Annotated in this window: 13 protein-coding genes; 4 read left to right on the top strand and 9 right to left on the bottom strand. The window is 55.7% G+C overall.

Features of this window, described 5'->3' with window-relative positions:
• The first annotated feature begins 4 nt into the window (after positions 1 to 4).
• Positions 5 to 235 (top strand): DUF1150 family protein, encoded by a 231-nt coding sequence (locus tag ABJN86_RS04960; protein WP_348365071.1) that lies wholly within the window; start codon positions 5 to 7, stop codon positions 233 to 235.
• Positions 232 to 1,107, top strand: coding sequence for a PhzF family phenazine biosynthesis protein (locus ABJN86_RS04955; protein WP_348365069.1), 876 nt, complete (start codon positions 232 to 234; stop codon positions 1,105 to 1,107). Before ABJN86_RS04960 ends, ABJN86_RS04955 begins: the two co-directional genes overlap by 4 nt.
• Here ABJN86_RS04955 and ABJN86_RS04950 read toward each other — a convergent pair.
• The 4 genes from ABJN86_RS04950 to trxB form a co-directional block, all read right to left on the bottom strand.
• The gene (locus ABJN86_RS04950; RefSeq protein ID WP_348365067.1) at positions 1,104 to 1,652 is read right to left on the bottom strand and encodes a pyridoxamine 5'-phosphate oxidase family protein; all 549 of its coding nucleotides are present in this window, start codon (positions 1,650 to 1,652) and stop codon (positions 1,104 to 1,106) included. The genes ABJN86_RS04955 and ABJN86_RS04950 overlap by 4 nt on opposite strands.
• A 110-nt stretch (positions 1,653 to 1,762) precedes the next feature.
• On the bottom strand, positions 1,763 to 3,835 hold the full coding sequence (locus tag ABJN86_RS04945) for a bifunctional sulfate adenylyltransferase/adenylylsulfate kinase (protein WP_348365065.1): 2,073 nt from the start codon (positions 3,833 to 3,835) through the stop codon (positions 1,763 to 1,765).
• Between the two features lie 128 nt (positions 3,836 to 3,963).
• Entirely contained in the window at positions 3,964 to 5,094 is a 1,131-nt protein-coding gene (locus ABJN86_RS04940; protein ID WP_348365063.1) for a glycosyltransferase family 10, read from the bottom strand.
• On the bottom strand, positions 5,094 to 6,035 hold the full coding sequence (gene trxB, locus ABJN86_RS04935) for a thioredoxin-disulfide reductase (RefSeq protein ID WP_348365060.1): 942 nt from the start codon (positions 6,033 to 6,035) through the stop codon (positions 5,094 to 5,096). The genes ABJN86_RS04940 and trxB overlap by 1 nt, the downstream gene beginning before the upstream one ends.
• Before the next feature lie 171 nt (positions 6,036 to 6,206).
• Between trxB and ABJN86_RS04930 the strand changes: the two genes are divergently transcribed.
• The gene (locus ABJN86_RS04930; RefSeq protein ID WP_348365058.1) at positions 6,207 to 6,707 is read left to right on the top strand and encodes an Lrp/AsnC family transcriptional regulator; all 501 of its coding nucleotides are present in this window, start codon (positions 6,207 to 6,209) and stop codon (positions 6,705 to 6,707) included.
• On the opposite strand, the gene ABJN86_RS04925 is transcribed toward ABJN86_RS04930, so the two are convergent.
• Positions 6,704 to 7,492, bottom strand: a complete 789-nt coding sequence (locus ABJN86_RS04925; protein ID WP_348365056.1) for a Hint domain-containing protein — start codon at positions 7,490 to 7,492, stop codon at positions 6,704 to 6,706. The two genes, ABJN86_RS04930 and ABJN86_RS04925, sit on opposite strands and share 4 nt — an antisense overlap.
• Before the next feature lie 294 nt (positions 7,493 to 7,786).
• On the opposite strand from ABJN86_RS04925, the gene ABJN86_RS04920 reads away from it, so the two are divergent.
• A complete protein-coding gene (locus ABJN86_RS04920) occupies positions 7,787 to 9,463 on the top strand; it encodes a sulfotransferase (RefSeq protein WP_348365054.1) in 1,677 nt (558 codons plus the stop codon).
• A gap of 58 nt (positions 9,464 to 9,521) precedes the next feature.
• Here ABJN86_RS04920 and ABJN86_RS04915 read toward each other — a convergent pair whose 3' ends face one another.
• From ABJN86_RS04915 to lgt, 4 genes are all read right to left on the bottom strand, one after another.
• Positions 9,522 to 9,704 carry a hypothetical protein gene (locus ABJN86_RS04915; protein ID WP_348365051.1) on the bottom strand — a complete coding sequence of 61 codons (183 nt, stop codon included), beginning with the start codon at positions 9,702 to 9,704 and terminating at the stop codon, positions 9,522 to 9,524.
• Between the two features lie 325 nt (positions 9,705 to 10,029).
• The gene (gene pgeF, locus ABJN86_RS04910; protein WP_348365049.1) at positions 10,030 to 10,782 is read right to left on the bottom strand and encodes a peptidoglycan editing factor PgeF; all 753 of its coding nucleotides are present in this window, start codon (positions 10,780 to 10,782) and stop codon (positions 10,030 to 10,032) included.
• Positions 10,779 to 11,840, bottom strand: coding sequence for an SAM-dependent methyltransferase (locus ABJN86_RS04905; protein ID WP_348365046.1), 1,062 nt, complete (start codon positions 11,838 to 11,840; stop codon positions 10,779 to 10,781). Before ABJN86_RS04905 ends, pgeF begins: the two co-directional genes overlap by 4 nt.
• On the bottom strand, positions 11,837 to 12,769 hold the full coding sequence (lgt, locus tag ABJN86_RS04900) for a prolipoprotein diacylglyceryl transferase (protein WP_348365043.1): 933 nt from the start codon (positions 12,767 to 12,769) through the stop codon (positions 11,837 to 11,839). Before lgt ends, ABJN86_RS04905 begins: the two co-directional genes overlap by 4 nt.
• Positions 12,770 to 12,772 lie beyond the last annotated feature (3 nt).

The following is a 12,772-nucleotide window of genomic DNA, read 5'->3' as shown; positions in this document are numbered from 1 at the left end:
CGTCATGGACACAGCAATTGATTTGAAAACCTTGGGTGGTGACGCGCGTATCGTATATGTGCGTGCGGTGAATGCTGCGGATTTGCCCGATGAGGTGCGCGAAGAGCTGAACGGGCTAGACAAGCTATACGCGGTGCATGGCGCTGATGGCGAGCGATTGGCATTGGTGCCAAACCGCGAGATGGCCTTCATGTTGGCGCGGCAAAACGACTTTGCGCCGGTGACAGTTCATTGACCAAATACGCCTTTGACTGGGTCGATGCCTTCACGGATGAAGCCTTCGGCGGCAATGGCTGTGCGGTGGTCTATGACGAGGGCGAGTTGCCCGTCGAGACCTGCCTGAAATTTACCAAAGAGACGGGGCTGGTGGAATGTACCTTCATTGGCCCGTCGGATGTGGCGGACATGAAAGTCCGTTACTTCTTCCCTACGCATGAAATTCCTTTTGCGGGGCATCCGACGATTGCCTCGGTGCATTCGGCGCTATTGCGTGGAGTGGTGAAAGGGCCAAAGCTGACGCTGGAAACGGGCGCCGGGATCGTCCCGATTGAGGTGTCCGACGACGGCCAAATCACCATGACCCAAAACGCGCCTATATTTGGACAGGTGGTTCCCGCCGCGCAAGTTGCCCCAACGGTGGGGCTGCACGAGGAAGACATCATGGGTCAGCCTCAAGTGGTCTCCACGGGATTGCCATTCGTGGTCACCTTGGTGCGCGATCACGCAGCGTTGCGCCGTGCAAAAGTGGATGCTGTGGCGCTTGCGGCATTTCAAGAAGACGTGCGGTTGGACGGTGCCCCCGTGATGGAGCCATATCTGGTCAGCTTGGGCGGTGCGACTGAGGAGGGCGACACGTTTAGCAGGTTGCTACTACTGCCGCCAAATCCGCCTGAGGACCCGTTCACAGGGTCCGCTACGGGATGTGCCGCCGCCTACCTTTGGCGCAATGGAATGATAGACGAACCTACATATAAGGCTCAGCAGGGGCACGACTTGGGTCGCCCCGGATTGGCGCATGTGGAGGTTTTGGGGCCGCGTGACGCAATCACAGGCGTTCGTGTGTCAGGGCGAGGTCGCATTGTGATGCAAGGCGAGATGTTGCCCTAATCCTCAAACAAGCCGGTATCAAACCCGTCGACAGTGGTGGCGTTCTTTTTGCGCCAGAAGGCATCCAACTCCTTGGGCTCCATTTCTGCATAGAATGGCAGCAATTCGTCGTCGACGCGGTCGCGCTTGAAGGGCATCACGGGGACGCCTGTTCCGCATGAGGTTTGGAGCTGATCGAATTTGAAATCGAATATCTGGCGCGAGCCTGCCATGTCGGGGAATTGGCTGATGGCGTCGTTCCAACCGGCATCGCGCGAGTGAAGGGTTTGGGCGGTTCCGTAGAGGCGCAAGATCAGCGCTCTGTCGTCGAAGGCGCAAAACATCAACGTCATACGGTTTTTGCGGCGCAGGTGACCTGCGGTCTCATTGCCGCTGCCGGTTAGGTTGAGCCAAAGGATGCGGTTATCGTCCAATATGCGAAGGCTATCGGCGCCTTTGGGGGACAGGTTCACGGTCCCATCTTCCGCAGCCGTCGCAACGAAGAACACGTTCTGGGCTTCGATGAAATCACGCAAGCGGCCGTTTAATTTTGTTCCATGTGCCATAAGTGGTGCCCCTTTTGTGGGGAGCGTAGGGAGAACAATTTTAGCCTTCAAGCGAAAAGGCCCCCCGAAACCGGAGGGCCTTTTGCGTTGTTTCAGTCTGGGATGCCAGCTTAGCCTTTGATCAGGCCCATGGATTCCAACTTCAGGATGACCTGATGTGCGCAGTTGTCGACTTCGACGTTTTCGGTCTCGACGCTGAGCTCTGGGTTGGCTGGGACGTCATATGGGTCCGAGATACCTGTGAACTCTTTGATCTTGCCTTCACGTGCCAGCTTGTAGAGGCCTTTGCGGTCACGGCGTTCACATTCCTCAATCGAGGTCGCGACGTGGACTTCGATGAAGGCACCGAAGGATTCGATGTCCTCACGCACCGCGCGGCGGGTGGTTTCATATGGCGCGATTGGCGCACAGATCGCGATGCCACCGTTTTTGGTGATCTCGGAGGCCACGTAGCCGATGCGGCGGATGTTCAGATCGCGGTGCTCTTTCGAGAAGCCGAGCTCCGAGCTGAGGTTCTTACGCACGATGTCGCCATCAAGCAGGGTCACCGGACGGCCACCCATTTCCATCAGCTTCACCATCAAGGCATTAGCGATGGTGGATTTGCCGGAGCCGGAGAAGCCGGTGAAGAACACGGTGAAGCCTTGGCTGGCCCGAGGTGGGCGCGATTTGCGCAGCTCGTTGACGACCTGAGGGAAGGAGAACCATTCAGGGATTTCCAAGCCTTCGGCCAAGCGGCGGCGCAATTCTGTGCCTGAGATATTGAGGACGGTGACGTTTTCTTTGTCCTCGATCTCGTCGGCAGGCTCGTATTGGGCGCGCTCTTGCACATAGACCATGTGCTTAAAGTCGACCATTTCGATGCCCATTTCTTCTTGGTGCTCGCGGAACAAGTCCTGCGCATCATAGGGGCCGTAGAAGTCTTCGCCCGCAGAGTTGGAACCGGGGCCTGCGTGGTCGCGGCCAACGATGAAGTGGGTGCAGCCGTGGTTTTTGCGGATCAGCCCGTGCCAAACAGCTTCGCGTGGGCCAGCCATACGCATGGCCAAGTTCAACAGGCTCATTGCTGTTGTGGAGGCAGGGTACTGGTCCAAGACTGCTTCGTAGCAGCGAACGCGTGTGAAGTGGTCGATGTCGCCTGGTTTGGTCAAGCCGACAATTGGGTGGATCAACAGGTTGGCCTGCGCTTCTTTCGCGGCGCGGAAGGTCAGTTCTTGGTGCGCACGGTGCAATGGGTTGCGGGTTTGGAACGCCACAACTTTGCGCCAGCCCATTTTGCGGAAGTAAGCGCGCAACTCGTTAGGCGTGTCGCGGCGGGCGCGGAAGTCGTAATGCACGGGCTGCTGAATGCCGGTGATCGGGCCGCCGAGGTAGATTTTGCCCGCTTGGTTGTGCAAGTAGTTCACCGCAGGGTGGGCGCTGTCGTCGGCGCCGAAGACTTTTTCAGCCTCAAGAGCTTTGTTTGGCTCCCATTTGTCGGTGACGGACATCATCGCCAAAATCACGCCTTCTTGGTCGCGCAAGGCGATGTCTTGGCCGACTTCGATGGTCTTGGCGTAGTCTTCGCCCACGTCCAATGTGATAGGCATTGGCCAAAGTTCGCCCGTGGTCAGGCGCATGTTTTCAACAACGCCGTTATAATCAGCTTCGGACAAGAAGCCTTTCAGCGGGTTGAAGCCGCCGTTCATCAACAGTTCAAGATCACAAATTTGGCGTGGGGTCAGGTCCCAAGATGTCAGCTCTGCGGCTTCCATTTTCATCTTCTGCGCGCTGTCGTAGGACACGTAGAGTTCTGGGATTGGGCTTAGGTCGTTGTTCATCAGTCTTGTCCTATCACTTAAGGGGGAGAGGCTTGCGTGAGTGCCGGTTAATTCGGCGTGAAGTGCGTCGTATTCTTCGAACTTTCGTTTGAGAAACGCGTTGGTGAGTTGGTTCTTGGTGGAGCCGCCGCGCGGGGTGAGCGCATATTCAAAGCGTTGGCGTTTGTCGGGGCCTGCGCGGTCGCTTTTCTTGACGAAACCTGCGTCAGTTGCAGCGCGAAGCAGTGAGTTGAGCCGGCCAAGCGATACACCCAAAGCGGTGGCGGTCGCGCGCTGGGACGCATCCGGCGCCAGATCAAGCTGGCGCAGAAGTCGGAAGAGCAGATCTTCGTCGTCCAATGCTGGTTTGGTGTGTAATGTCATTACTCACGGCTCAATGTATGTTCACGGATGAACACATTGCATATTTACCGATTAATGCAAGAGAGGAATTACGGGGAATTTAACGCAATTTGCCGCGCTGCAATATGGTCACAGTGAATTTTAGCAGCCTAGTTCTTCTCAGCTTCCATCAGCGCGAGCTTCGCGGCTCTTCTTTCCGACTTCTTGATGTCTATACGGCGCATAATGCCAGCGAAGCGAAGTTCCACTTCTGGATCAATAAGTTGCAGCGAGCGGCGAAGTAAGACGTTTGCGACCGAGCCGCGCGCACCCTTTTCGGGCCAAAGCGACCGTTCAGATCTAATGACCCATGGGCGCGTTGTTTTCTCTGACGGGTCATCCAGAGCGACGGCCACATGGGCAAGCCGAGCAAAATTACGCATCAAATTGTAGTCATGAATGGCCCGTTTGCGGCCTTCGTCTAACGCATCGCGGTTGTTTTCCCAGACCTGAGCTTCACGAGCCCGCATCATCGTGTTTACCGCAGCTTCCGGATTGGTGATGTCGATGTAGGTATACGAGCCGTCGGGGAAATACGTCTCCACATTGGTGCAGCCGTAATAGAACGGGTGAGCGTGGCACAGCATCGGGTCGGTTAGCTTTTCGGTCCAAACGTCTGGCCCGCCGCCGTTCTCGAGGGCTATGTGGTACTTGTGGTCAAGCAAGGCATCTTTTTTGTCATCAACGGATTTATGCCCGCGCCCATAGAGTGTGATGTATTCGGGGATGGTTTCGGTGAGATGGGCGATAAACTTCAGCCGCTCGCGATGGTATTCTGTATGCGTCTTGGTGCTTGTGACGATTGAAATGCGATCGTCTTTCTTGGGGCAGGGGAGTGTTTCAAAATACTCAAGTGGAAGCGGGTTCTCCATGTCGGTAAAGTTAATTCCGACAAAGGGCATTGAGCAAATTGTGCCCTGTACTTTCCGCGTTTTAAGGGGGGATTGCCGCGTCGTCATGACCGAACCGAATTGGTTTAGAAAGCGGTTGGAATAGGGGTGAATAACATCAGGTTCACCCGCATAGAAAATCGTGCGATTTCGCGCCAGCGGTGTTTTGACCGAGTAGGATGCACGCGTGTACATCAGTAAGACGTCGGTGTCTTCAGGCACTTCCAGCCCGCACGTAAACTCGACACCATCAACCAATGGGGAGAAGTTCGGCGATTGTTTGAAAATCAGAACTTCATCAATGTTGGTGAAGATGTGAGCTCTCAAATTGCGGGCTGGTGTCGCAGTCATTAGTCTTCTTCGGCCAAGAAACGCTCGGCCTCCAATGCGGCCATGCAGCCCATGCCGGCACTTGTCACGGCTTGGCGGTACTTGTGGTCGGTCAAATCACCGGCGGCAAAGATGCCCGGAATGGAGGTTTCGGTGCTATCGGGTTTGGTGACGACATAGCCGCCCATATGTGTGTCCAACACGTCTTTGACCAGTTCATTGGACGGGGCGTGACCGATAGCCACAAAGACGCCTTTGCACGGGATTTCGGTGATCTCGCCGGTTTTGGTGTGCTTGGCTTTCACGCCCTCAACGCTGAGAGGAGTGTCGGTGCCGGTGACTTCCACCAATTCGTGAAACCACAATGGCTCGATCTTGGGGTTCTTCTCAAGGCGGTTGATCAGGATTTTCTCGGCCCGCAACTCGTCGCGGCGGTGGATCAGGGTGACCTTGGAGGCGAAATTGGTCAGGAACAACGCTTCCTCAACAGCCGTGTTGCCGCCGCCGATGACGACGATCTCTTGGCCGCGGTAGAAGAAGCCGTCGCAGGTGGCACATGCCGAGACGCCGAAGCCTTTGAATTTTTCTTCCGTCTCAAGTCCCAACCATTTGGCGCGCGCACCTGTCGCGAGGATAACCGCGTCGGCGGTGTAAAGTGTGCCGCTGTCGCCCTTTGCTTTGAACGGGCGGGAGGATGTGTCCAGATCAGTGATGATATCGCCGATGATCTCGCAGCCCATTGCCTTGGCGTGATCTTGCATGCGGACCATGAGGTCGGGGCCTTGCACTTCGGTGTCGCCGGGCCAGTTCTCAACCTCGGTTGTGGTGGTCAATTGGCCGCCCGGCTCGATGCCTTGTACCAAAATGGGCTCTAGCATCGCGCGGGATGCGTATACGCCGGCGGTGTAGCCAGCGGGGCCGGAGCCGATGATCAGAACTTTGGTATGGCGCGTGTCGGACATTGGGGATTCCCGTATGCATTTTTAAGGTCAGCCACATATAATTCGGGCAACGCTTAAGCGAAAGGGGGAGTGGGTTTATTTGCAGATCATTTAACATGTTGCGCTAGCTTGAAATATAATTGCGCATTTAGCGTCTTTGGAGTAAGACATTTTTCAACCAAGGAGTGTGCAATGGCCGTGTCTAAGCTTGACGAAATCGATCGCAAAATTCTTGCAGAGCTGCAGGCGGATGGGCGTATGACTAACGTTGAGCTGGCTAAGCGGGTTGGTATTTCTGCCCCTCCATGCCTGCGCCGTGTGCGCACGTTGGAAGAATCTGGCTACATTCGCGGCTATCACGCGGATGTTGAGGGGAGAGCTCTTGGCTTTGAGGTCAAAGTCTTCGCAATGGTTGGGCTACAAAGTCAGGCCGAGGCCGATCTGTCGGCCTTTGAAGCGCGTTGTGCCGATTGGCCGCTTGTTCGCGAATGCCATATGCTGAACGGCGAGGTTGATTTCATCTTGAAGTGCGTCGCACCGGATTTGAGCAGCTTTCAGAGCTTTTTGACCGAAGAGCTTACCTCTGCTGAAAACGTGGCGAGTGTGAAGACTTCACTGGTTATTCGCGTCGCAAAAGACGATCCCGGCGTACCATTTGAGGTTGTTGAAGAACGGCTTTTGCAGATCGTTTAGGCGCCTTTGCGCAATGACCCAACCTCAAATGCTGTTAAGCGTTTGATCAGTTGAGTTCCGAAGAATTCGGGGCCACCTGCCTGCGGGAATAACGTCATCAGCGCGCTCAATGTATCGCGATCAATTAAGGTTTCGGCATATGGGCCTGGGTGAAAGCACTCTATTTCCAATCCGTTCACCAGAACTGACGCCTGACGCTCAAAGCTAAGGTTGAACACTTCAACTGGCGCGACGGGTTGGACGGGAAAGACCCGGTCGCCGTCCTCAAAGGCGCGGATTGGGGCGAAGGCTTTGTCTACCCCCAACAGATCTTGGCATTTCGGGTGCTCGAACAGAATGTGTGAGCGTGGTGCGAGCAAGGTGTCTTGCATCGGTGTCGTCAGTCCAAAGGCATCGGTGGTGACGCGGTACAATGAGCCTCGGTTGGTTGTTTGCGCATCGCGCAGTGACATTTCATATGAGCCCATCCACAGCAATTTCACGGGGCCATACTCGGAGGTCATGACCATCATGCCAGGGGTGAGATCCTCAACCGCAACCGGGCCGTTCAGCGTGGAAATTAAAGACCCACGGGCAATGTTTCCGCAGGCGGCATCAATCACGGGCAAAGAGGGCGCGGTAACCGTATCGTAGTGAACATCGTCGTTGCCACAGAGCCAAGAGATGTTGAAAGGACGGGTTGCGGCGCGGGTGCGTGCTCGGGATGGAGCGCGGTACATGGCTGATCGCTGTGACCCGACGTGGGAGGTTTGTGGGTATCCGTGGGGGTCGGGTGAATAGGCCATGCGTCGTCCTTATAAAGGCTTGGCGTGACTGCGACGGTCCCCACCGGCGCGCAGAATTGCTCGTTTAGAATAAATGTATAATGCACTGAAAAGTGATCCGAGGTCAAGATTTTGGCGGGGATGACGTCGCGTTGAAGGACAATGACCGCTTGGTTGCCTCTACAGTTTCCGATTGGTTAATGGTGCTCTCGTCTATGTTGCACAGCGGCCAATCTGCATTGTGGACAGTCGCGAATCGCTCTGTCACAAGCAAGGTCAGTCGGCGTTACCCAAATTGTGAAAAGGTCTAAGGCAGTGGCAAAACTCAGCAATCAACAGATTAAGGACCAATTTTCCAAGGCGCGCCAAGCACAAGTTCAAGGCCGTTTGGACGAGGCTGAACGCGGCTACAAACGTTTGTTAAAAGCAGTCCCGAATTTGGCCGAAGTGAACTTCAATTTGGCGGAAGTCTTGGTTTTGCGCGGAAAGATGGCTGACGCATCTGTTTTGTTTGAAGCGGCTTTGAAATTGCGCCCGAGTGAGCCAGCCATTTGGATCAGCTATTTGAACATGGCAAGCAAGCACCCCAACCCGAAGAATTTTGACATTTTGCGAACCCGCGCAAAGCCTGCGCTGGGGAAGATGGCGGAGTTCTCTTTCTTTGAAGGGTTGGCGGCATTTCGGAAAAAGGAGTGGGACCGTTCTGCGTCTTTCTTCGCGGCGGCCATCGATGGAGGGTTTCGCCAATTTCGCGTATATCTTGAGTATGGCTCGGTCTTGGTGGAGCTGCGGAAATTTGACCTCGCATTAGAACAATTCAATCGCGCGCAATCACTGGCGCCAGATAATGATATGATATTGTTCAAGAAAGCAGGCCTCTTCCTAACAATGGGCAAGATGGACGAGGCCCGGGCCACTGCGGTTCGCGGGATGGAAATCGCACCCAAAGTAAGCGGGCATTACGCGCAATACGTCGCCGTGACCAAGATGAAAGCGGATGATCCGGTGATCCCGAAGATGAAGTCTGTATTGAAACAGATGCGAGCGAGCGACCCCAATTTACCGGCGCTGGGGTTCTCATTGGCGAAAGCGATGGAAGACACCGGCCAATATGACAGGGTTTTCAGCTATCTTAAGCAAGCCAATGACGCATCTGCGAAAGCCTATCCATACGACGTCAAAGCGGTTGAGCAGTTAGCTGATAAAATCCGTGATTTGTATGATCGTTTGGCTCCCTTGGATGTCACTACAAGCGATGCATCCCCCATTTTCGTGACTGGGGCGCCGAGATCGGGGACAACTTTGGTAGAGCAAATTCTGGCGTCCCATTCGCAGGTTTCCGGTGGTGGCGAATTGGGTATTGTGCAGCCTAAGATATCCGACGTTCTTACCTCTAATGCGGCAAGTGGCGCGATCAGCGATGCGTCCATTTTAGAGAAATGCGCGCAATTTACCTCAGAGTTTGAACGTGAATTGCAAAAGCTGTTCCCGGGCGTGCCGCATGTCAGCGACAAATCGATCTCCAGCTACGCAATTTTGGGCTTCTTGGCGAAGCTGATGCCTAACGCACGGTTCGTCGTGGTTCGACGCGACCCGCGTGACAACGCGCTGTCTATCTACAAGAACCAGTTTAAAGATGGGCTTCATCGGTATTCCAACAAACTGGAGCACATTGCTGCGTTCCTCAGGCAGTTTGAGGAATTGGTTGAATTCTGGCGGGATCGTTGCCCCGATGCTTTTTATGAAATTCGCTATGAAGAGCTGATCGCGGACCCAGAAGATCAATCCCGAGCGCTTGTGAAAGCCGCGGGCCTAGAGTGGGAGGATGCTTGCTTGTCATTTTATGAGACCAAACGGGATGTGAAAACTCTATCGGCCACGCAGGTGCGTCAGCCTATGTATTCATCATCCGTCGGGGCGTGGAAAAAGTTCGAAGCCGATATGCAGCCGTTTCTGAAGGCATATGGTGAAAACGAAGTTGGTCGTAAGTAGCCTATAGGCATTCGGTTCACGGTCTGAGCGATGCGGTCGTTCGTATATCGATCAGCGTCTAACCAATAGCTGCAACTTTGCCGTAGACGACGTCCATGGTGGCCATAGATTGCATGTCGGTTTCGTCAGCCAAGGCGCGTGATCTGGCGCTGTCTTTGGCGGAATTTGCCCAAGGCATTGCTGTCGTTGTGCCGGCACTTTCTTCAAGTACCCAAGTCATCCAGCGGTTGTTCTTGCCCATAATCTTGCTCCGTCAATCTGTGTTAGGGCGCGGCTGCGTTATCGCTGCTTTTGGGCCCCATCAGGTGAATTCGTGTCCCGCTTTGGGACAACATCAATCCACCACGCCAATGGGGCATCAGAATGTCGAGGGTTACTATTTCGTAAATTTTTTTGAAGGTAATTGTGGCGCAGGACGACGATCATGCACAGCGCCGCAAAGGCCAGTAATTCAACGGAGATGGAGACAATAAGCTGCATCTGTCGAGTCGTAGCAGCAGAGGTTTAAGGCGGGATTAAGGTCGGTATTCGCCATATAGCCGACAGAATTGGAACCAATCGCGATCTTACAACCTGATTGTTGCGATGAGGCGGCCATAGTCGGCTTCTTTGTGATGCACGCTTCGGCGGTAAGAATAAAACCGCGTCTCATCGCCGTAAGTGCAATGCCCCGTCCATTCGGCCTGAACCCCAGCGGAGCGCAGCCTGTGCAACCCGTAGCTAGGCAGATCAAACTGCATCTTGTCGCCTTCGCCGTTGATGAAGAAGCGGGCATTGTCAGGATCTGCATCAAAGAAACGTTCAAAGTACTCTTGCCCAACCTCATAAGCCGCTTGGCTGATGCAGGGGCCGATTACGGCTTGGATGTTTTCGCGGGTGGCGCCTAGGCCTACCATCGCATCGATAGTGTTTTCCAAAACGCCGCCGAATGCGCCGCCCCATCCAGCATGTGCGGCACCGATTACGCCCGCTTCCGCGTCCGAAAATAGCACGGGCTGGCAGTCAGCCGTGAGAATTCCCAAAGCAAGGCCTTTGGTAGCGCTTACCATCGCGTCAGCTTTGGGCTTATCCGCCAAAGGGGCATCCACGACCACGACATCTGCAGAATGGCATTGATGCACGGAGACCAAGTCCTTGGCGTCAACCTTCATGGCTTGTGCCACGCGGGCGCGGTTGGTCAGGACGATTTCGCATTGATCAGTAGAGCCTTGCCCGCAGTTTAGCCCGCTAAATATCCCAGAAGAGGCCCCACCTTTGCGGGTGAAAAAGCCGTGCCTGACAGGGGTCAGCGCGTCTGCGGTAAGAATTTCCAGTGTCATACTGTGCTCGCAATGTTGAAACCGGGGGGTAGAGGGGCACTTTGCGGGGTTAGCGCAATTGCCTTGAACAGCGTCCCCATTTCTTCGGGGTGCGTCAAGCGTCGATGCGCCGCGATATGCTGCTCCAGCGCCGTGCCGCTTAATTTTTGCGCTAAGGCTTGGGCGCGGTGCGTGATGCCTAGCTGCTCTAGCAATACGCCTTGGGTCGTCATGTGGCTGACATGGCAGTCCGCCGCGTCTGTCAGGGCTTCAAAGTCCACATGCGCGGTTAGATCGGCCTGACCGGGGCTGGCAAGAGGCTCCACAGGTTTGTGGTTTTCCAAAGCCTGAAACGTATCCCCCATGGAGCGCCAGTCGCCGTAATCTAGGATCAAAGCTGCGCCGCCCTGGGCCGCGCGCGCTGAGACTTCCGCCATGATGGGCGCGACTGAGGGGCATAGCTCCACAATGTCGCCTGCACCGGTATCTGCAAGGCGATGGGATAAGGCGTCGATACGCGTCTCCTCGGCGAGGCCAAGGGTCAGAGTGTTGTCTTGCAGGCCAACGCGGCGCTCGCTCCAGCCGTTTTTGCCGCGTAGGAATTGGCGTATAGGCAAGGCGTCGAAGAATTCATTGGCGATGAGCAGGACGGGGGCATCGGGCAGATCGGCGGCAGTTTCGACCCATGTGACGTCATGCCCGTCCAAGGTTTGTGCTTGGATGTGCCGCAAATGCGCACTCGCCTCTACAAGCACGACCTTGCGCGGGAAGTTCGGGATGCGGGCGGTTGCGCGCAAAACGTCGGCCATCAAGGTGCCACGGCCCGGGCCAAGCTCGGCGAGGTAGGCGTCGGGCTGGCCTTGGTCCATCCACGCTTGGGCGAGGCATAATCCCAGCAGCTCACCAAACATCTGGCTGATCTCAGGGGCCGTGATGAAGTCACCCGCAGCGCCAAAGGGGTCGCGCGTGGCGTAATAGCCGTGATCGGGGTGCAGGAGGCAGGCTTGCATGTAGTCGGCCAAGGTCATCGGGCCGTCTGTCGCGATTTGGCGCGTCAAAAGGTCTCCGAGTGCTGTCATGCGCGTTTGGCTCGCACGATCAAGTAAAGGCCCAAGGCAATCATAGGCAGGGATAGGGCTTGGCCTTGCGTGAGGCCATAGCCGTTAATCTGCCATGCCAAGCCCAGCGGGTTGCCTGCGCTGACGAAGAGCGCGTCGGGTTGGCGGAAGAACTCCACAAATCCGCGAGCGATGCCGTATCCTGCGAGGAAGACGCCGATCATCGCACCAGGTCTCATGAGCCAGCCACGGCGATAGGCCAGCCAAAGCATCAGCACTCCTAGGACCAGCCCTTCAAGGCCCGCTTCATAGAGTTGGGACGGGTGACGGGTGCAAATGCCCACCACGTCGGGGCAATCTTGCGCGGCTTGCCCAGGGAAGGCAAAGGACCATGGAACATCGGTGGGGCGGCCCCACAACTCGGCGTTGATGAAGTTTGCGATGCGGCCCAAGAATAATCCTGTGGGCGCGGAGACTGCGATTGCATCACCCACGGACAATGTAGGGAGCTTGTATTTCCAGCAGTACACCAAGCCCGCAACGACCACGCCTAGGAAGCCGCCGTGGAAGGACATACCACCTGTCCAGACCTTTAAAATCTCGACGGGATTTGAAATGAAATAGCCATCAGGGTCGTAGAACATCACGTACCCCAGACGCCCCCCCAAGACGACGCCAAGGATGATCCATGTCAGCAGGTCTTCGGGTTGCTCTTTGGTCATTGGCGCACCTTGCTCGCCCCAAAGGGCGGGGCGTTTCATCAAGCCAACAACGATGCGCCACGCAACAACGAGGCCGACGATATAGGCCAGCGCATACCAGCGCAGCGAGAAAGCGAAACTTCCGAGCTCGATCGTGAAGATCTCGGGGCTGATGTCGGGGAAGGGCAGGGCAAAGATTGTCATGGCCGTTTGGTGCGCTGTGCCTGCGACGAAGTCAACCTTGTGCATTGC

The sequence above is a fragment of the Litoreibacter sp. genome (assembly GCF_039974535.1).
GTDB lineage: Bacteria > Pseudomonadota > Alphaproteobacteria > Rhodobacterales > Rhodobacteraceae > Litoreibacter.
Note: the sequence above shows the minus strand (reverse complement) of the source record. Positions and strands in the feature narration are given on the sequence as shown.